The 21679-nt window shown below is 33.1% G+C and carries 18 protein-coding genes; 5 read left to right on the top strand and 13 right to left on the bottom strand.

Annotated features, from left to right (window positions below):
* Positions 1-2: 2 nt before the first annotated feature.
* The 9 genes from ccoG to H6589_07080 all read right to left on the bottom strand — a co-directional run bounded on the left by ccoG (position 3) and on the right by H6589_07080 (position 11062).
* Complete coding sequence (ccoG, locus tag H6589_07120; protein MCB9174362.1) at positions 3-1418, bottom strand: cytochrome c oxidase accessory protein CcoG; 1416 nt, start codon at positions 1416-1418, stop codon at positions 3-5.
* A gap of 114 nt (positions 1419-1532) precedes the next feature.
* A complete protein-coding gene (locus tag H6589_07115) occupies positions 1533-2138 on the bottom strand; it encodes a c-type cytochrome (protein MCB9174361.1) in 606 nt (201 codons plus the stop codon).
* Positions 2139-2326: 188 nt separating this feature from the next.
* Positions 2327-4462, bottom strand: a complete 2136-nt coding sequence (gene ccoN / locus H6589_07110) for a cytochrome-c oxidase, cbb3-type subunit I (GenBank protein ID MCB9174360.1) — start codon at positions 4460-4462, stop codon at positions 2327-2329.
* 18 nt (positions 4463-4480) lie between these two features.
* Positions 4481-4657, bottom strand: coding sequence for a cbb3-type cytochrome oxidase assembly protein CcoS (gene ccoS / locus H6589_07105; GenBank protein MCB9174359.1), 177 nt, complete (start codon positions 4655-4657; stop codon positions 4481-4483).
* Positions 4658-4720: 63 nt separating this feature from the next.
* Complete coding sequence (nadB, locus tag H6589_07100) at positions 4721-6340, bottom strand: L-aspartate oxidase (protein MCB9174358.1); 1620 nt, start codon at positions 6338-6340, stop codon at positions 4721-4723.
* A 70-nt stretch (positions 6341-6410) separates the two neighbouring features.
* Positions 6411-6668 (bottom strand): hypothetical protein, encoded by a 258-nt coding sequence (locus H6589_07095; protein MCB9174357.1) that lies wholly within the window; start codon positions 6666-6668, stop codon positions 6411-6413.
* Between the two features lie 10 nt (positions 6669-6678).
* Positions 6679-7374, bottom strand: coding sequence for a hypothetical protein (locus H6589_07090; protein ID MCB9174356.1), 696 nt, complete (start codon positions 7372-7374; stop codon positions 6679-6681).
* 79 nt (positions 7375-7453) lie between these two features.
* Positions 7454-8437: a quinolinate synthase NadA gene (nadA, locus tag H6589_07085; GenBank protein MCB9174355.1), complete on the bottom strand. Its 984-nt coding sequence runs from the start codon at positions 8435-8437 to the stop codon at positions 7454-7456.
* Positions 8438-8659: 222 nt separating this feature from the next.
* Entirely contained in the window at positions 8660-11062 is a 2403-nt protein-coding gene (locus tag H6589_07080) for a heavy metal translocating P-type ATPase metal-binding domain-containing protein (protein ID MCB9174354.1), read from the bottom strand.
* An 84-nt stretch (positions 11063-11146) separates the two neighbouring features.
* Here H6589_07080 and H6589_07075 point away from each other — a divergent pair, with 84 nt between their 5' ends.
* The gene (locus H6589_07075) at positions 11147-11854 is read left to right on the top strand and encodes a Crp/Fnr family transcriptional regulator (GenBank protein MCB9174353.1); all 708 of its coding nucleotides are present in this window, start codon (positions 11147-11149) and stop codon (positions 11852-11854) included.
* A 48-nt stretch (positions 11855-11902) separates the two neighbouring features.
* Positions 11903-12424, top strand: coding sequence for a hypothetical protein (locus tag H6589_07070; GenBank protein MCB9174352.1), 522 nt, complete (start codon positions 11903-11905; stop codon positions 12422-12424).
* Between the two features lie 3 nt (positions 12425-12427).
* On the opposite strand, the gene H6589_07065 is transcribed toward H6589_07070, so the two are convergent.
* Positions 12428-12700 carry a DUF493 family protein gene (locus tag H6589_07065; GenBank protein ID MCB9174351.1) on the bottom strand — a complete coding sequence of 91 codons (273 nt, stop codon included), beginning with the start codon at positions 12698-12700 and terminating at the stop codon, positions 12428-12430.
* 99 nt (positions 12701-12799) lie between these two features.
* On the opposite strand from H6589_07065, the gene H6589_07060 reads away from it, so the two are divergent.
* Entirely contained in the window at positions 12800-13633 is an 834-nt protein-coding gene (locus H6589_07060) for a universal stress protein (protein MCB9174350.1), read from the top strand.
* Positions 13634-13710: 77 nt separating this feature from the next.
* Here H6589_07060 and H6589_07055 read toward each other — a convergent pair whose 3' ends face one another.
* Complete coding sequence (locus H6589_07055) at positions 13711-15015, bottom strand: adenosylhomocysteinase (GenBank protein ID MCB9174349.1); 1305 nt, start codon at positions 15013-15015, stop codon at positions 13711-13713.
* 74 nt (positions 15016-15089) lie between these two features.
* Here H6589_07055 and H6589_07050 point away from each other — a divergent pair, with 74 nt between their 5' ends.
* A complete protein-coding gene (locus H6589_07050) occupies positions 15090-15698 on the top strand; it encodes a 4'-phosphopantetheinyl transferase superfamily protein (GenBank protein ID MCB9174348.1) in 609 nt (202 codons plus the stop codon).
* Between the two features lie 19 nt (positions 15699-15717).
* Positions 15718-16485: a geranylgeranylglyceryl/heptaprenylglyceryl phosphate synthase gene (locus H6589_07045; GenBank protein ID MCB9174347.1), complete on the top strand. Its 768-nt coding sequence runs from the start codon at positions 15718-15720 to the stop codon at positions 16483-16485.
* A 1-nt stretch (position 16486) separates the two neighbouring features.
* Here the strand turns inward: H6589_07045 and H6589_07040 are convergent, their stop codons facing one another.
* Both H6589_07040 and H6589_07035 read right to left on the bottom strand, forming a co-directional pair.
* Positions 16487-17518, bottom strand: coding sequence for a PorP/SprF family type IX secretion system membrane protein (locus H6589_07040; GenBank protein MCB9174346.1), 1032 nt, complete (start codon positions 17516-17518; stop codon positions 16487-16489).
* Between the two features lie 61 nt (positions 17519-17579).
* Positions 17580-21545 carry a gliding motility-associated C-terminal domain-containing protein gene (locus H6589_07035; protein ID MCB9174345.1) on the bottom strand — a complete coding sequence of 1322 codons (3966 nt, stop codon included), beginning with the start codon at positions 21543-21545 and terminating at the stop codon, positions 17580-17582.
* Positions 21546-21679 lie beyond the last annotated feature (134 nt).

Below are 21679 nucleotides of genomic sequence, written 5' to 3'. Positions count from 1 at the left end.
AGTTAACGAACAGGTCCGTTAAAAGAGGTTTTTTCTTGCTCTATTAATTCTCCGTGATTGTAAATGCCAATAGTAAGTTCGGTGTTTTTATCAGTTAATTCATTTTTAGCTATTTCAACAAAAAAGGCTTGTTGGTTGCTTTCGCCTTTTTTCACCACTAAATTATCTTGTCCAACCATTTTTATTTCACCGTTGTAATTGATTAATTTAAAGGTTAAGTCCAACGCATCTCCAGATTTATTTACCACTTTAACGTTGTATAAATTACTGATAAAACCATTTTCAGTTTCTTGGTACATTACACCAGGTGTTCTTAAAATTGAAGTTTCTACACCACCACGAAGTTTAAATAAGAAACCTATAAATACAATTAAAATTATTAAAACAACAGTATAAGCTTTTGATCTAAAACTAAACTTAACACGCTTGTTTTCTGCAATTGCATTTTCAGAATCAATTCTAATCAAACCTTTAGGCTGATAGGTGCTTTCCATCATAAAATCGCAAGCATCCATACAAGCGGTGCAGTTTATACATTCTAGTTGAGTTCCGTTTCTAATGTCAATTCCAGTGGGGCAAACGTTTACACATTGGTTACAATCAATACAGTCGCCCTTTCCTGTTTCTTTACGGTTTTCGCCTTTTCTAAACTTAGCTCTGCCTTCGCCACGAATGTAATCGTATGCTACAACTAATGAATTCCTGTCTAACATTACACCCTGTAATCTGCCGTAAGGACAAACAATTAAACATACTTGTTCTCGGAACCAGGCAAAAACAAAAAAGAACACCCAACTAAATCCAATTATAGCAAAAAAACCTCCGATATGTTCACGAATAGGTGAGGTTTGAATTTTAATTAACTCATCAGAACCAATGATGTACGCCAAAAAAGTATGAGAAATAATTAATGCGATAACATAAAACAAGGTGTATTTAAAACCTCGTCGCCCAATTTTTTCCAAATCCCATTTTTGTTTTTTTAAGCGTTGTTGTTCTTTGTAATCGCCATCAATCAAATACTCAATTTTACGGTAAACCATTTCCATAAATATGGTTTGAGGGCAAATCCAACCACAAAAAACACGACCATAAACACTGGTAAACAGCACAATAAAAACGACCATGCTTATCATTATTAATCCAAAAATGTGGAAATCTTGAGGCCAAAATACCTGACCAAACAATACAAATTTTCTGGTAACAATGTTGAACATTAAAAAAGGTTCACCGTCGATTTTAATCCAAGGTATAGCAAAGAGTATAACAAGTAAAAAATAACTTAAATAAGAACGGTAATTGGTAAATTTTCCTTTTGGTTTTTTTGGATACAACCATTTTCTACCACCATCTTCGTTTACAGTAGTTATTTTATTTCTAAATGATTCGTCTCGTTGATATTTTTGTTTTTCTTCCATTTTAGAATAAAAACTTCAAACGTCATTCTGAGCTCGTCGAAGAATCTTTTAATAAAAGATAAAATGTTTCGACAGGCTCAACATGACAATAAAAGTTATACAGTAGATGAATTACTATTTAATTTCCTCACCCTGAGGTTCTTTACCGCCTTCTACGTTTTTGTTAGCGAACTCTGTTAAAATGTAGCTTGCTACGTTTTGTATTTGTTCTGGTTTAAGTTGGCTTTCCCAAGGAATCATTCCTTTCTCTGGAACTCCAAATTTAATTACTTTAAAAAGATTGTTAATGGTATTTCCATGTATTGAATAACCATCAGTTAAATTTGGGCCAACACCCCCGCCACCATTTGCAGCGTGGCAAGCCACACAGTTTTTGTCGTAAATAGCTTTTCCATCGGTTAATGCAGTGGCATCGCTTAATAGCGTTACAGTATTTTCATCAACACTGGCGCCATTTTCTTCTTGAAATTTAGCTATTTGTGTTTGAGCAGCTTCCATTTCTCTTGCTAATTCTTCCTTTTGAGAGAAACCATCGTAAGCAAAAAAGTAAACACTGTATGCTATTGCAAAAATTATTGTTCCGTAGAACATATACACCCACCAAGGAGGAAGAGAGTTATCCAACTCAACTATTCCATCATAATCGTGATCTAGAAGGTTTTTGTCTAACTCTTCTATTATTTCTGTTTTTTCGTTTTTGTAGTCCATATCTTTTATCATTAAATTCTAATTATTATCATCTTCAAACGGAAGATTTTTTACATGATTGATATACGTTTTATCTGATTTTTTTACCCAAAGCAAAAGTCCCATAAAAAAGGTAAAAAAGATAACAAGGGATATTATCGGAAATATTTCTATTCCCGATATAGTATCCATGGTATGTTTTACAAATTTTAGCATATCAATTATTCTGCAGTTTTTTCAACATCAGTACCTAATCGCTGTAAGTAAGCAATTAAAGCAATGATTTCTTTTTTAGCATCAGCTTCCTTAATTCCTTGATCTCTTAATTCAGCAGCAATTTGTTCTGCTTGAGATTCTAAAGCTTTTTTACCGTTTTTAATTTCTTCGTCGGTATAAGGAACCCCCAATTTCTGCATTACAGCTAATTTAGAAGTGGTGCTTTTTACGTCAATTTCTTTAACCAATAACCATGGGTAACGAGGCATAACAGAACCTGGTGACATAGAAGTTGGATTTTGCATGTGATTGTAATGCCACGAATGAGATTTACGTAGTTTTTTTGAACCTTCACGTGCTAAATCTGGACCTGTTCGTTTTGAACCCCATTGGAATGGATGATCGTAAACAAATTCACCTGATTTAGAATAATCGCCAAATCGTTCGGTTTCATGTCTAAACGGACGAATCATTTGAGAGTGGCAGTTATAACAACCTTCCTTAATGTAGATGTCTCTACCTTGTAATTCCAAAGGAGTGTATGGTTTAACCGCTTCTATAGTTGGAACGTTTGATTTTACCAAGAATGTAGGTATCATTTCAACTGCACCACCAATTAAAATAGCGATAAGCGCAAATATTAATAAACGAACTGGTTTACGTTCAATAACTCTGTGCCAGTGTTCGTTGTGTGTAAAGGCATGGTCTTTTAACAATGCAGGAGCTTCAGCTTCTTCGTTTGCCACAAAATTACCAGCTTTAACCGTTTTAATTAAGTTGTAAGCTAACATTAAAGAACCTACAAAATATAATGTTCCACCTATACTTCTCATTGCATACATAGGTATAATTTGAGTAACAGTTTCTAAAAAGTTAGGGTATGCTAAAAATCCGTCAGGAGTAAATTCTTGCCACATTAAATACTGTGTAAACCCTGCCCAGTACATTGGTATGGCATAGAATAAGATACCTATTGTTCCAATCCAGAAATGAGCATTGGCAAGTTTTTCGGAATACAATTTGGTGTTAAACATACGTGGGATTAACCAGTACAACATACCAAAAGTTAAAAATCCGTTCCAACCTAAAGCTCCAATATGAACGTGAGCAATTGTCCAATCGGTATAGTGGCTAATTGCGTTAACGCTTTTTAAAGATAACATTGGGCCTTCAAAAGTTGACATACCATAAGCGGTAATTGCCACAACAAAGAATTTTAATACTGCGCTATCTCTAACTTTGTCCCAAGCACCACGCATGGTTAATAAACCGTTTATCATACCACCCCACGATGGAGCAATTAACATTACAGAGAATACAACGCCTAATGTTTGAGCCCACTCTGGTAACGAAGTATATAATAAATGGTGAGGGCCCGCCCAAATATATAGGAAAATTAAAGCCCAAAAGTGAATAATTGATAACTTATAAGAATAAACAGGTCGTTTAATAGCTTTTGGTACAAAGTAGTACATTAAACCTAAATAAGGGGTAGTTAAGAAAAATGCAACTGCATTGTGTCCGTACCACCATTGTACTAATGCATCTTGAACACCAGCGTACCAAGAGTAACTTTTCATAAAGCTTACAGGATATTCGAAAGAATTTACAATGTGTAGAACAGCTACAGTAACAAACGTAGCAATGTAAAACCAAATAGCAACATACAAATGTCGTTCTCTTCTGGTTAAAATGGTTGCAAACATGTTCCACCCAAATACCACCCAAATACCTGCAATGGCTATATCAATAGGCCATTCTAATTCGGCATATTCTTTACCAGTTGTAAAACCAGCTAAAAGAGTAACAGCTGCAGCTACAATAATTAATTGCCAACCCCAAAAGTTTATTAAACTTAATTTATCACTCCACATCCTTGCTTTTAATAATCGCTGAAGTGAGTAATAAACTCCTGTAAAAATTCCGTTACCTACAAATGCAAAAATTACTGCATTGGTGTGTAATGGTCTTGTTCTACCAAAGGTGGTAAATTCAAGATCGAAGTTCATCCAAGGAATATAAATTTGGAAGGCTACTAGCAATCCAACCAACATCCCGACTATACCCCAAAGACCTGTGGCATAGGCAAACATTTTTACGATTTTATTATCGTAATAGAATTTTTCAATTTGCTCTGACATTTTTTTTCTTTTTTAGTTTTACTTATTATTTTCTTTGTTTTTATTGCTACTGGATAATTCATCATCAAAAAGCATTCTAACCGATGGCGTATAACCATCTTCATACTGACCATTCTTTACTGACCAAATAAAAGCGATAAGGAAACTAGCCGCAACAACTAGACTTATGATGATTAATATGAATAAAACGCTCATGTTTATTAGTTTCTCCAAAGATAATATGTTATACAACATATTATTTATGACGAATATCAGTCTTTAAAATGTTTTTTGACAGAATGATTTATTGTCGGAGTTGAAATGCAAGCCTACATTGGTTTTTTGCTCTTTGGCTGCTTTTGTAATTAAATAGGCAATGCTTCTTAAATTTCGTAATTCGCAAATGGCTACGGTAATTTTTGATTTTTCATACAAATTTTCAGACTCATGTAGTATCAACTTTAATCGAGATAATGCCCTCTCTAATCGTTCGTTAGACCTCACAATACCAACATAATCGCTTAAAATGGTTTGTAATTCTGTTTTGGTTTGTGAAACTAGTATTTGTTCGTTTTGTACAACTGTTCCTTCATCATTCCAATCAGGTATTCCACTTTTAAAAGTGATGTTATGAATTTCGGTTATTCCACTTAAAAAGGCTCGATGTGAAAAAACAAGTGCTTCTAATAAAGAGTTTGAGGCTAAACGGTTAGCACCATGTAAACCAGTTGAAGCACATTCGCCAGAAGCATACAGGTTAATTATAGATGATTTTGCATTTAAATCAACACGAATTCCTCCGCATAAATAATGTGCAGCAGGTACAACGGGGATTAGTTTCTTGGAAATGTCAATTCCTATAGAAAGACATTTGTTGTATATAGTAGGGAAGTGGTCGAGTAAAAAAGCTTTGTCGATATGAGTGGTATCTAAATAGACATGCTTTTTACCATGTTTTTTCATTTCTGCATCAATAGAACGAGCCACCACATCACGAGGAGCTAAATCTTTTCTTACATCGTATTGTTCCATAAAAGCTTCACCCAAATGATTGCGTAAAATTCCTCCAGCACCACGAACAGCTTCGGAGATTAAAAAAGAAGGATTGTCGGAAGGATTGTACAACGCCGTAGGATGAAACTGTACAAACTCCATATTGTCGATAAGGGCTTTTGCTCGATATGCCATAGCTATACCATCGCCTGTTGCAACAGTTGGGTTGGTGGTGTTGGTATAAGCTTGACCAATACCTCCCGTAGCTAACAAGGTTATTTTAGCTAATAAGGTATGAATTTCGTTGGTTTTTCGGTTTAACACGTAAGCACCATAACATTCCTTGTCTTCTGTTTGTCGAGTAACTTTAACTCCTAAATGATGTTGTGTAATAATATCAATAGCAAAATGATGACTTAAAATGTTGATGTAGGGGTGGTTTTCTACCTGATGGATTAATGCTCGTTCAATTTCGTTCCCGGTTAAATCTTTAAAATGTAAAATTCTATTATCGGAATGACCACCTTCTTTGGCTAAATCGTATTCACCTTGGTTGTTTTTGTCAAAATTCGTTCCCCATTCAATTAATTCTTGAATTCGTTCTGGAGCCTCTTCCACAACAGTCCGAACAACTTCTTCATTACATAAACCATCACCTGCAATCAACGTATCTTTAATATGGTTTTCGAACGAATCGGTTTGTTTAGTTACAGCAGCAATACCACCTTGGGCATATTTGGTGTTGCTTTCATCTTCATTTACTTTGGTAATAATGGTAACACTTACGGGTTTATTTTGTAACCTAAAATGTTCTGCAACTTTATACGCATAACTTAAACCAGCAATACCAGAGCCTATTACGAGGAAGTCGGTAGTTAGTGGTGAGTGGTAAGTGGTTAGAGTCATTTTAGTTTATAAAGTTTAAATGATAAGCCTTCCGCTAAAACTCTAATGGGAGGGTTTGTCTTGAACATGGCTATTCTTTAATAAAAGACCAATAAATATTTTTTCTTTTTTTTTCACAAGTCAATGTGGGAATTAATTCTAATTTATTTTTGTGGTATAACTCCCTTAAAACCTTTCTTAAAGGATTACCATTTCTGTTGTCTTTCTCAAAAAGATTGAGTTTTATTAAGATTGGCATTAAGTCTTTTGGTTTGCACTTTTTGGTATTTGTAGTTTTAAAATATAATTCGATACCAGTATTAATTATATTTATTTCGTTATCAAACATAATATCATAGTTATTTAGTTAGAGCTTCTTTTACTGTCCATAAATTGTATGTTTCACCTTCGGGTCTTATTATCACTCCACCCATAAATGTTGATTTTACTATGTATACTTTAGTTCCTGAATGAAGTTCTATTGCAGAGCCTGAATTAATCATATTTTGAATACATTGAAGATCGTTTTTAACAGAGCAGGATAACAATAAGTCAAAATCTTTTTCATTAAATGCTGCTCCAAAACCAGACTTAGTATAGTAAAAATCTTCGTTGTTCTTATTTGAAAAGAACATTAACCAAATAGATATTATTGCAACAAAAGCAGTTAATAAAATTTTGTAATTTATTTTAAAAGAGGTATTGGGTTTATTGGATTTAAATTTTGTATGATTTTTTTCTTCAGATACAGACTTAGAGTTATCTTTATTTTTTGAAATAGAGATTATTTCATTCATTAATTTTTCAATAGATTTTGATGCACCTATTTCTAATATGTCATCACTTGTTGCTTTTATTTGTATTTCAGTAGTTTTCTTTTCACTAGCTAATACAATAAAAACTTTTATTCTCTGAAGTCCATACCAAACGATTCCTTCTACTTTAAAGTTAACATTATCTTGGTTTTTTAATGACCCTACTTTTTGAAGGGAATCAAGAACTATTTTATAAGTTGTATCAATATCTTTTTTAATTACAAAGGATTCATTTTTCATTGTATTTTGGTTTTATGAAATAAATGTAAATAAATTAATTTTGAGTTTCTCCCCTTCGGGGAGATTAAGAGGGGCTTTTTTAACTAAGTTCCAACATTCTATTTACTGATTTTAATGCTTTTAAGCGAGTTTCTTCAGGTACAAAAATTTCGGGTTGTAAGTGAACCAAACTTGCGTGAATTTTTTCTAAAGTATTCAGTTTCATATAAGGGCATTCGCTACAAGCACAAGTGTTATTGGTATTTGCAGGTGCAGGAATTAATTTTTTATGAGGAACAGCTTGTTTCATTTTATGGATAATACCAACCTCTGTTGCAACAATGAATTCAGTAGCTTCGTCCTCCTCAACAAATTTTAATAATGCAGTTGTAGAACCAATAAAATCAGCTTCAGCTAATACATTTTCTTGACATTCAGGGTGAGCAATTAACTTAGCATTGGGGTACTTGCCTTGCAATAATTGCAATTTATCAGCTGATATTTCAACATGAACTTCGCAAGCGCCATCCCACAACACCAATTCACGACCAGTTTTTTTAGCTACATATCTACCTAAATTAATGTCGGGTGCAAAAACAATTTTTTCATCTTTGGGTAAACCATCCACAATTTTAACGGCATTAGACGATGTACAAATAATGTCGCTCAATGCTTTTATCTCGGCAGAACAATTGATGTAACTTATAACCGTATGGTTGGGGTAATTTTTTAAAAATGATTCAAATTTATCGGTTGGTGCAGAATCTGCCAATGAGCAACCCGCATTTAAATCAGGTATAATAACTGTTTTACTTGGATTTAGAATTTTTGCAGTTTCACCCATAAAATGAACCCCAGCAAACAAAATAACATCGGCAGTTGTTTTAGCAGCTTCTTGAGCCAAGCCTAAACTATCACCAATGTAATCAGCAATATCTTGGATGTCTTCTTGCTGGTAGTAATGAGCGAGAATAATAGCATTTCTCTCCTTTTTTAATCGAGCAATCTCGTTAATTAAATTTTTCTCTTTTTCCAGTTCTGCAGTAACAAAACCTTGTTTTTCGACTTGTGTTAAAATATCCATTACCGTCTAATTTTTGTAAAATTACCAATAGATATCCTTTTTAAAGGATTGTTTGACTAAAAATCATAACCACATAGAAACATAGAATATATTATAACAAAGGAAAACAATGAGTTTAATATAGTTTTTCGTCTAAAGACGAAAAGAACTACTGTTTATTTTTTGTTGAGTGTTAATCAAGCTATTTAACTATGTCCCTATGCGGTTATTTTCATATAAATATTACAATTGCTTACGTTTTGCAACAATATTTGTAGCCAATGTAACAAAACTGACAACCGTTATGGAGCTTATAGGCATTAGTATAGCTGCAAAAACTGGAGACAACATTCCACTAACCGCAAAAACTAATCCTACAATGTTGTATGCAAATGAAATGATAAAACTTATGATAATGATGGTTAGGCTTGTATTACAAAACTGAATAAACTTAGGCAGCTTGTTAAATACTGAGGCATCTAAAATAGCATCGCAAGCAGGCGAGAAGGTATTTACATCTTCTGAAATAGAAATTCCAACATCACTTTGTTTTAGTGCTCCTGCATCATTCAAACCATCGCCAATCATCAATGTGGCTTCTCCTTTTTCTTGTAGCGATTTGATGTATTGTAATTTTTCTTCGGGAGTTTTATTAAAAAGGAATTCGCCTTCGTCACCAAAATAATTTTTCAAATTGTCTAGTTCACTATCGTTGTCTCCTGATATTAGGTGAAGTTTGTAGTTTTCTTTTAAGGTGTTTATGGTTTCCTTCAAGTTTTCTCGATAATTGTTATCGAGTTGGAAGTAACCAGTATCAACATCGTTTATCTTAATGTAAACTCGTGTGGCTTGAGAGGAGTTTTTATCAAGATTTTTAATAAATTTTTCTGAACCTAATTTAATCACATTTGACTCAAATTCACCAACTAACCCTCTACCAACATATTCATTAAATAGCCTTGGTTCAATGATGTTAACTGTTGGGTTGCTGTTAAAAATCATTCTACTTAAGGGATGAGACGATTGTCGAAGTACGGAAAAAACTAAACTTGTTTCTAGGCTACTTAACTCTTTTCCATGATAGGTTATTAGAGATGAAGAAGACTGAGTAATAGTGCCTGTTTTATCAAAAATTAAAATACTCACTTTTGATATTTTCTCGATTACTGAAGCATTTTTTAAGTAAAATTTGTTTCGACCTAAAATGCGCAACACATTTCCAAAAGTGAATGGAGCAGCCAAAGCTAAAGCACAAGGACAAGCAATTATCAAAACTGCAGTAAATGAATTGATGGCTGTTTTTAAGTTGATGTTCCACCAATAAAATAAACTACCTAAAGCAATAATTAGAATAATTACGGTAAAATATTTACTCATTTTGTTAGTAATTCCTTCAAAACGATCTTCATGCTCTTTGGTAAAAGCTTCGTCGTTCCACAATTGAGTAAGGTAAGAGTTGGAAAGTTTTTTTGTCACTCTCAATTGGATAGCCGCCCCAATCTGTTTTCCTCCAGCAAATATTTTATCTCCAATTTCTTTTTCAATTGGGTTAGATTCACCTGTAACAAAACTATTGTCGATATTAGCATTTCCACTCACTAAAACAGCATCAACAGGTATTAACTCGTTGTTTCTGATTAAAATAATGTCATCAATTTCTAAATCGGCTACAGCAATATTTTTCTCTTCGTTATTTTTGGTTATAATGGTTGTTGCAATGGGAAAATAGGATTTGTAATCACGCTCGAAAGAAAGAATATCGTATGTTTTTTGTTGAAAAACACGACCAATTAACATGAAGAAAATTAATGCTGCCAATGAGTCTAAATAGCCCGCGCCAGTATGAGAAATAATTTCATAAACACTTCTGAAAAATAAAGCTAAAATTCCTAATGCAATGGGTATATCAATGTTTATTGTTTTGTGTTTAATTGCTTGAAAAGCTGAGTTTAGATAACCACTTGAGCTATAAAACAATACAGGTAGCGAAAGTAATATGTTGATATAACCGAAAAATTGGGAGAATTCAGATTCTTTAATGTTATCAAGCCCAAAATATTCGGGTAAACTAATTAACATGATATTTCCAAAGCAGAAACCAGCAATTCCTAGTTTGTAAATTAAACTTCTATCAATGGGTTTTTTCTTGGTGTTGTTTAAATCGTTGAGGTTTATTTGAGGTTCGTAACCAATAGAGGCAAGTAGTTCTACTAATTCTCGTAGTGATAAAGTATTGTGATGAAACACAATCTTCACTTCTTTTTTTAAAAAATTAACTCTCGAAGAGGAAATGTCTTTGTTTAATTTGAAGAGGTTTTCTAACAACCAAATGCAAGAGCTACAATGTATTTGTGGTAGATAGAATTTTATTACACTAGTGGTTTCGTCTTTAAATTCTAATAAACTATTAACCAATAATTCATTTTCGAGGTATTCGAATTTTTTCGATAAATTTTTGGGAGGAGTAATTCCTGGATTGTTCTCTAGATTGTAGTAATTACAAAGGTTGTTTTGATTTAAAATTTCGTAAACTGTTTTACAACCTTCACAGCAAAACGATTTTTCATCAAAAGCAATAGTGTCTTCTGTGCAGTTTTCCCCACAATGATAACAGTTTGGTAAAGAATGAGGAGAAGTTTTCAACATATTGAATTTTGCAAAATTTAAATTAATAATCTTTTAAAAATATGAATTTTATCATATTTTTGTATTCAAACCTAAAAACAAGGAATGAAGAAGAAACCTGAAATGCCTCACTGTGAAACATGTGGCTCTCGTGATAAATCAGTATTTTGTGGATTAGCAAGTGGAGAAGTAAGTGATATTGATGCATCAAAAGGTTGTAATTTTTACGATAAAGGTCAGGTCATTTTTCATGAAGGCAATAGAATCAATGGTATTTATTGCATAAACAAAGGTAAAATCAAAATTTTCCAGATAGGAGCAGAGGGTAAAGAGCAAATTATTCGATTTGCTAAAGAAGGTGATATTATTGGATATAGAGCTTTATTGAGTGAGGAGCCTCTTTCGGCGTCAGCCGCTACTTTAGAAGAAGCTACCTTGTGTTTTATACCTAAATCTCAAATCTTTAAAGTTTTACAAGATAATCCAAACTTTAATTTTAAAATGTTAAAGTTATTGAGTCATGAGTTGGGTGAGGCTGCACGAATTATAACCGATTTAGCTCAAAAACCAGTGAGAGAGCGTTTAGCAGAATCGTTGTTGCTTTTAAAGGATACCTTTGATTTGGATGAGGAAAAAAACATTCAGGTAAAATTATCGAGAGAAGAATTAGCTAATATTATTGGCACAGCTACCGAGTCGGTTATTCGTTTACTTTCAGAATTTAAAAAAGATAAGTTGATAGATGTAGATGGAAGAAACATTAAGTTGTTAAACATTCCAGCATTGACTAGAACAGCTAATATTTTCGAATAAATATTTTTTTGGCATAGCATTTGGTTTTATTAGTTAAAACCGAACGTTATGAAAAAGCTAAACATTCTATCCATACTTTCTTTAGTATTATTTTTATCCAGTTGTATTATTGTTGACAATTCGCCAGGACCAAATGGTAGAGATGGATTAGCTTATTTCGGTGTAGATTATGATAGACGTCCACCTTATAGTTATTGGGATAATAACAACTCCATTCCTTATAATCCAATTTTAGGTGAATATTATAGAAGTGCTCCAGGCACTTATCGTTTTGAATATTTTGTTAATGAATTTGATTATTGGTATGGAACTTATCAAATTTGGGTAAACAGAGGTGGACCAGGTCGACCAAACGGACGACCAGGGATTGATGCTACAGATAATTATATGATGTTGATTTGCAATCCTAATGGATTTTACGAGTACAGAGAAAACTGGAAGTTAAACGAAAACGAGCCTTTAGTTATTGACCAACAGATAGGAGAGTTTTATTATAAAATAACCATTCAAAAAGGAAGTACTCTGACTCGAAAGTCGCAATCACCTAAATTTATAAGAGAGAGTAAATAATCCTTACAAGGACATAATGCCTTCAATTTTCGTAGCATTTCTGTAAATGGCAATAATTTCGTCCGAACTCATCATCATTTCTTTTGCAGTAATACTAATAAACTTATTGGTGCTCGATTGGCGAGTGGTTAATTCTGCCTCCGAACCAAACAAGGCTTCAACCAAAGCCAGTTTATGGTTATCGGCAGGAATAATAAACTTAAACATGTAAACATGAGGCCATGTACATTGGTCGTCTAATTTCTGTTGGAGTCCTATAAAAAAATCTTCTTGCATAATGCTAATGTTAACACAAAGTTAATTTATTTTTTTTATTGATAATTATCATTTTTTATGACCAACAATTGTGGTAAATTAGTAGAAAAAATAAGCGATATGATAAAAGATATTTTAGTTCCAACAGATTTCTCAAAATGTTCGGTAAGTGCTGTTAAAGTAGCGGCTCAATTGGCAAAAAAGTTAGATGCTACAATACATTTGTTGCATGTTATTGAAACGCCAGTAGTTGCTTATGATGCAGGAATGGTAAATTTTGAGAGTTTACCACAAGCCATGTTTATGAAAGAATTAGCGGATGACAACATGAAAAGCCTTTTAAATGAAGGGTTTTTGCAAGGTATATCTGTGGAGTCTAAAATAGAGTATGATGCCATTTATACAAGAATTAATCATTACGTTGAAAAAAATGATATTCAATTAATTGTGATGGGTTCTCATGGAGCTAAGGGTTTTAATGAAATTGTTCTAGGCTCAAATGCTGAACGTGTAGTGAGGTATTCATCGTGTCCAGTTTTAACTATAAAACAAGATGACTCAAACTTTGATGTTAAAAATATTGTTGTCGCATCCGATTTTAATAGTGAAGCCGATGAAATGTTTAAAGGATTTAAGCAGTTTACTTCTTTGTTTAAAGCCAAACTTCATTTGATTAGAGTAAATACTCCAGTAAATTTTGAAACAACACCAGAAAGTAAAGAAAAAATGAAAAAGTTTGCCGATAGAAACAAACTTGAAAATTTTACAATGAGTATATATAACGATACTACCGAAGAAGATGGAGTATTAAATTATGCTGATGAAATAAATGCTGATTTACTTTTAATTGGAACACACGGTAGAACAGGGTTAGCACACCTCATTAAAGGAAGTATTGCTGAGGATTTACTAAATCATTCGAAAAGAGCGGTATTAAGTATAAAGCTTAAGTAATACAATTACATAATTCACAAAAAAGCCTCGCAATATTTTGCGAGGCTTTTTTGTGAATTATTTTATCTAATATACTATTAGTATCTATAATGTTCTGGTTTAAACGGACCATTCACATCAACACCAATGTAAGCAGCTTGTTCTGGACGTAAAGTAGTTAATTCTACACCAATTTTAGCTAAGTGTAATTTTGCTACTTTCTCATCTAAATGTTTTGGTAACATGTATACTTCATTTTTGTATGCAGCACTATTCGTCCATAGTTCAATTTGAGCTAATGTTTGGTTAGTAAACGAGTTACTCATAACAAACGATGGGTGACCAGTAGCACAACCTAAGTTTACTAATCTACCTTCAGCTAAAATAATAATGTCATTACCTTTAACATTGTATAAATCTACTTGTGGTTTAATAGTATCTTTAGTATGTCCGTAGTTTTTGTTTAACCAAGCCATATCAATTTCGTTATCAAAGTGACCAATGTTGCAAACGATTGTTTTATCTTTCATTGCTTCAAAATGGTGTCCTTGTACGATATCTTTATTTCCTGTTGTTGTAACAACAATATCAGCATCAGCAAGTGCTTTTTCTAAAGTAGTAACTTTAAATCCATCCATCGCAGCTTGTAAAGCACAAATCGGATCAATTTCTGTAACGATAACTCTAGCACCAGCACCTCTTAACGAAGCAGCAGAACCTTTACCAACATCACCATATCCACAAACAACTGCAACTTTTCCAGCCATCATAACATCAGTAGCTCTTCTAATAGAATCTACCAACGATTCTTTACAACCGTATTTGTTATCGAATTTTGATTTTGTAACAGAATCATTAACATTAATTGCTGGCATTACTAAAGTTCCATTTAAAACTCTTTCGTAAAGTCTATGAACACCAGTAGTTGTTTCTTCTGATAATCCTTTAATATCTTTAGTTAATTCTGGGTAACGATCAAAAACCATGTTAGTTAAATCACCACCATCATCTAAAATCATGTTTAACGGTTTGCCATCTTTAAAAGCAAACAAGGTTTGTTCAATACACCAATCAAATTCTTCTTCGTTTAAACCTTTCCAAGCATAAACTGGAATTCCTGCAGCAGCAATAGCAGCAGCGGCTTGATCTTGTGTAGAAAAGATGTTACAAGAAGACCACGATACTTCTGCACCTAATTCAATTAATGTTTCAATTAAAACAGCAGTTTGAATAGTCATGTGTAAACAACCGGCAATTCTAGCACCTGCTAAAGGCTTAGATTTACCAAATTCTTCTCTTAAGCTCATTAAACCTGGCATTTCTGCTTCAGCTAATCTAATTTCTTTTCTTCCCCATTCAGCAAGGGTAATGTCTTTAACTTTGTAAGGTAATTTTTCTACCATAGTGTTACTCATTGTATATAGTTTTTATAAATTTGGAATCCAAAGTTAACCATTAACTTTGGAACATTTATAAAATGCCCCTACTTAACAAAAAAAATATCACCGATTCTTTAACTGTTGGTATTTGGCATATCTCTGAGAGTCAAGCTGAATTAAAAAATAACTACATCAATAAAGGGTTTGATGAGATTGATATTGTGGAAACCAAAAGTGAATCGCGGTTAAAACAATGGTTGAGTGTTCGTTTATTGTTAAACGAAATTTATTCGGATGCATCCATTACTTATGACAAATTCGGAAAACCAATGCTTTCTAATGGGGTGGAAATATCCATTTCGCATGCTGGTGATTACGCAGTAATAGCTTTAAACTCGACCAAAAAATGTGGGATTGATATAGAGCAAATTTCATCAAAAGTTGAACGAATTAAAGAGAAATTTTTGAGTTTAGATGAGTTAGAAAAAGTAACATCATTGGAAGAGTTAACGTTGTTTTGGTGCGCTAAAGAAGCCTTGTACAAATTGTATGGAAAAAAAGAGTTGATTTTTAATGAGCAACTGTTTGTAGATGTTAAAAACAAACCAAATAACTTGCTTGGTCGTATAAAAATTGGCGAGAATGAAGATGTACATGAATTGGTAGCCGAAAAAATTGGTGATTACCTACTAGTATATACTATCTAATGGTTAATATTGTAGCTGAATGACAAAGAAAAATATATACAAAGGTTTGTTAGATAAAAGTGCCGAAAACAAAAAAATGTTTTCTGTATTGATTGACCCTGACAAGCAGAATTTTGCTGATTTACACAAAACGGTATCGAAGTGTAATGATGCACAAATTGATTTTTTTTTGGTGGGAGGTAGTATTATAACTAAAGGTGATATTGCTACTACTGTTCGGTTTATAAAAGAAAATTCTAAAATTCCAGTAGTATTGTTCCCGGGAAATCATCAACACGTTACACAACATGCTGATGGTATTTTGTTTTTATCGTTGATTTCGGGTCGTAACCCATCATTTTTAATAGGAAATCAAGTGTTGGCTGCTCCAATTATTCAAAAAACGGATTTAGAAGTGCTTTCTACTGGCTATATGTTGGTAGATTGTGGCACAACTACTACGGCAATATACATGAGTGAAACAGCTCCTCTACCTTATCATAAACCAGATATTGCAGCAGCAACGGCTTTGGCTGGCGAATATTTGGGTTTAAAAATGATTTACATTGATGGTGGTAGTGGTGCTCAAAAAACCATTTCTACGGAGATGATTAAACAAGTTAAATCAGTATTGAGTATTCCACTAATTATTGGAGGAGGTATTAAATCGGCAATGCAAGCTAATGATATCTATCAAGCTGGAGCAGACATTATAATTATCGGAAATGGCGCTGAAGAGAATAGAAGCCTAATACAGGAAATTGCAGATGTTAGAGCTTCGTATAATTTGTTTTCAATTAAAAATTGAGTTATATATAATTCGGACAAGCTTTGTATCGTTTTATAGTTGGTCGGAACTTCTCAAATATATAGATTACTGAAAATTCAAAACCACCACGGTTTCTACTGGCTACTTTTAGTGATGATAAGTTGATATCATAACTAACTCCAAAATGAAAGTTACTATAATCCAATTCAGCTGTAATGTAAGTAGCATCACTATTTCGGTACCAAAAACCTAAATAGGCAGCTTTATAATTACCTTTGTTCAGGTAGTATTTTCCAGAGCCTCCAAAAATAATTTCTTTGAATTGGTCTTGAGTCATAATAGAAACACGGGGGATACCATCAATTTTATCAGAAACTTTAAAAATACCTTCGGCATGGAAAGTAAAACGTTTATTCAACGTAATGCTAGCATTGTTAAAAAAACTTTGTTTTGGATTAAAAATGTTGTGTAAAGCAATACCTGCTGAAACCGATTTTCGTTGACCTAAGGAGTAATTCCAACTCAATCCTCCATGGATATTTAAGTAACTTCTGCCTTCATTACTAAAAGTCTCGCCATTGCCTAAATTTTCATCGTAAGCAACACCATTGTATTGGTTGTCGAATTTTAACTTGTCGTAGTTTATGGTTCGTTGAGTAAATGTGGGTTGCGCCCCAATTGTAATGGTTTGAGAAGAATCGCCAAGAAAAATGGTGTAACCAATACTTGGTGCTATTTGTAGTGTGCTAAATTGCGAATCACCAGCTTTATCATTATAAAAACCTAAACCAACACTTATGGGGGTATTGTAAATGGTATTTGCATCTATAGATAAACCAAAAGTAGAGTAGGGAGTAGTAACAGAACTCCATTGCGAACGCTGGTTTCCAACCACTCTAATGTCGCCAAGAAAACCACCAGTTAAGCCTGGGTTTAGATTTAATGGAGAGTTGTAGAATTGTGAGAAATGGATGTCTTGAGCGGAACAGTTAATAGTTAATAGTTGAAAGTTAACAGTTAGCAGTACTGCTAAAATTATACATAAATTTATATGACGTTTTTCTTTTTTCATTTTTGTTTAACAACTAACACCCCTAACCCCTCTTAAGAGGAGATGCCTCAACGAATGTGAGCTATCTAATTACTGTTACATTTCCTTTTTTGAAGTAATCTTGACCATCAATACATTTAACAGATAAATGATAAACATAAACTGCTGGATCTACTGGTTTTCCTTTGTAGTTACCATCCCAACCTACATGTTGTTGTGTAGTTTCAAAAACCAACTCACCCCAACGGTCGTAAATTTTTAGATGCATACTTTCTACATTTCGGCCTCTTAAAAATAGCACATCATTTTCTTTATCACCATTAGGTGTAAAAGCATTTGGTAGATAAACATTAGGTTCTCCACACACAATTTCCCAAGCATAAAGAGTGTAATATTTTATATAGGAACACCCACTACTTATTTCTGTAAAAAGTACGGAGTAATTGGTTGTAGTAGGAGGGTTTGCAAAAGGGTTTGCAATAGTATTATTGGTTAAGTTACTGTTTGGTAGCCACAAGTAAGTAAAATTTGAATCAGGGTCGGCATGTAAATAAGTTCCTTCACCATTAAACAAAGTGTCTTTATCAGAGGTTATAAAAATGTTGTTAGGATTAAATCCAGAAACAACCACTAAAGCAGAATCATTTGCTGAGCATCCAAAACTGTTTTGCGCTGTTACGTAATACATGGTTGTTGAAGAAGGGTTGACAATAGGTGTAGCGCTATTTTCTCCAGATAATATTTCACTTATAGGTTGCCAAGTATAAGTAAGTGTTTGATTGTTGATACTTGTTACAGAAAGTGTATCGTTAGCGCCATTACAAGTTGCACCTCCTGTGGTTAATATATTAACACCATTGTAATTTACTTTAATACTATCTATAGCAGAGCAAATGCCATTAGTTGCCATTAAATAAAAAGTAGTAGTATCAGAAACAGATACAGTAATACTATCATTTAAACTAGGGTTTAATGTATCAGTAAATAAAGGGTTTGAAGACCAAATATAACTATTCGCTCCAGTAGTAGTGCTATATAATAAAGCTACATTACAAGTATTGATTGAACCCGTAGTAGTAATTGAAACCGCAGAAGCAACAGTTATAGTTGTATTACTTGTAAAAGTGGTATTACAGATTGAATCTACTACGGTTAAAGAAACAGGATAGGACCCTGGTGTTGAAAATGTTTTTATAGGGTTTAATATTTGAGAAGTGGTATCATTCCCACCAAAGTTCCATAAATAATAATCGTGTGAACCACTAATGTTGGTGAAATTGACTGTTAATGGCGCACATCCTTGTTGATTGTCTATTCCTAAAATGGGTTGTGAAGGAGTATGAAAATTAATGGTAACACTATCAATATCACTACAAATACCATTGGTTGCCATAACATAATAGGTAACAACCTGATTATTGAATACTGTAAGCGTATCTGCTAGTCCGCTGTTTAAAGTATCTGTAAATTGATTGTTTGAAGACCAAACATAACTTGTTGCCCCAGTTGCAGAAACATTTAATAAAACGGGGTCGCAACTAGTACTATCAGTAGTTATAGAATTTATGGTTATAGGAGGATTTACTACAATAACTTGATGGGCCGTGTCAATTGTGTTGCAAATAGAATCTTGAATAATAAGAGTAACATTATAAGTACCAGGAGTATTATAATTTCTGATTGGATTAAAAACCTGTGAAGTGGTGTCGTTGTTTCCAAAATCCCATAAGTAGGTGTCGCTGCTATTGCTATTGTTAGTAAACGTAACGGTTAAAGGGGCACACCCTTCATAATTATCAACAGTGAATCTTGCTTTAGGGACAATTTCAAAATCAAATTTAAAAGTTCCATTGTTACATCCTGTACTATTGTTAGTATTTGACCATGCACCTGGTGTAGTAGGAAAATCATGGTTTCCCCAACATCCCGCACAAACTGATTGATAAACAATTCCATTTTTATCGAATCGACTAGTGCCCCCATCAACATGTTCTCGACTTAAATTACCACCAAAATAAGTTCCATACAGAAGAGATTGAACATTTCGTTCCATTACAATTAAATAAAAATCAAACCCATTCGGAGTATTGGGTTGAAATGACCCCGGAGTGGTTGGCATGCCATTTAAGCTAGCTCCAGTTAAGATATCTCCTCCCCATCCTGAAACATATATGTTCTCACACCTATCTACTAAAAATGCTGAAGGTGAGAATTTAGCATTGATGTTCCCATTTCCAAAAACAGTACTGTAATCAATTGTAGATAAATTATTATCTAATCGGACTATGAAATTACTACTATTGGGATTACTATAAGGAGCGTTTATAACTGGAAAAGAACCTCTAGTTTGACCTACGGTATAAACACTACCAAAACGGTCAATTTCCAAAAAATAACATTGGTCGTAATTGTTGGTGCCTAAAAGAGTTGAAGCTATTATTTGAGACCCATTAGTGTCAATTTTAGTAATATATCCATCTGCTTTTCCGCCTATATAGTTGGTATTGATAACTCCAGTAGTGGTTGGAAAATTGTTTGATGCCGTACCTCCACACACATAAACATAGTTACTAGTGTCCACTTTTATAGAAAAACCAGCATCCATATTGTCACCACCTAAATAAGAACTCCAATAAACGTTAGATAGATTTGAATTAAATTTAATAATTACGGCATCTTGATTACCATTTAATGTGTCATCAAACCCGTTAATAATAGGGAAATCAAAGGATTTGGTTGATGAAGTTATGTAACAATTACTATATTTATCGAGCATAATTTCACCACGATATTGATCTCCATAGTTGTTCATTAACGTATCGTAAGTTAAGTTTATGGTTGAGTTAACTCCATCATTTAAAGAGCCACCTATGTAAGAAGAACCTAAAAGACTTGTCCCAGATGAGTTTAATTTTGCGACATAAATATCTGTCCCATTAGTGAAATTTGAGCCATTACTGACATAGTATACAGGAATACCTCCATTAAAAGTATTATCAAATGAATTAACATCAGTAGGAAAATCAAAGGAACTGGTTGCTCCGTATAAATAAAGCTCATTATTTTCATTTGCAATTAAACTATGAACCGTTTCGGTTGAAGTTCCACCAACATAAGTAGAGTAGAGTAAATTAGTACCTGTAGAGTCGTAACGAGTAATTACAACATCAGTAATTCCCCCCCCAGGGACACCATTAAAGGAAGGGTCGTAAGCTCCCAGTGTAGTAGGGTAACCAACATTAAAAGCTGTTCCACCAGCAAATAGGCTACCGTCATATCCGTAAGTTGCAGTCATACCAAAATTGTCAGCAGTGGAGCCAGAATAACTAGCAAAAATCAAAATAGGATCGATAATTAAAGGTATTTTAGTGTTGTATTTACCGTTTATTTTGAATGATAAGGTGTTGTTTTTTAAAACGAATTCACAAGGAACTTCAATTTTTTTATTGTTTATGTTTTGATAGGCATAGGGTTTTTCCTCAACAATTTCTCCAATAGTGGTTTTGATAATCAGGTTTCCAGATTTGTTGATTTTAAGGTTATCAACTCCTTCATAATTTAATTGTACATCATTAATATTACCACTAGGATTCAAAATTACATCATACTTTAAAAAGTTTCCTATAGAGTAAACTTTAAAATCAATGTTAGTATAAATGTTGTTGTAATTAATGATTCTATGAGCAATAACATTGCTTTTCCACTTGTTCTTGTCCTTACCTAAAAAATAGTTGTAATATTCCGAATAGCTATCTGAAGATCTAATTGTAGCAGTTAATGCATTCATGAAACTTACCCTAAAAGCATGATACTTTAATTCAATTGGTTTTTGATTTGTGGAAAAATGGTTTTGATGAATTTCTTCAGCATTATACAAGTTATAGGTAAATGATTTTTGTTCAATAAATAAAGCTCCAATTCCTATATCAGCTTTGTATAAAACAGATTTATTCCATTGCCCTTTGTTTTCAATAAAACGTATTCCTTCGTTATGTGCTTTCGCAGATAAATCGACAAATGCTAATATTATTATAAAAAATAATCTCATAGTTATACTTATAACACCAAGTAAATTTAATGATAAATTGTTTGTCATCAAATTTTTAAATATTTAGCCTTTAATTGTTTGTAAGAATACATAAAACTAATTACTTTTGAATATTATTTAGAATCAGTCTAAAT

This window comes from Flavobacteriales bacterium (assembly GCA_020635795.1).
In the GTDB taxonomy this organism is placed as follows: Bacteria; Bacteroidota; Bacteroidia; order Flavobacteriales_E; family Vicingaceae; genus Vicingus.
This window is presented reverse-complemented; position numbering and strand designations above follow the sequence as displayed.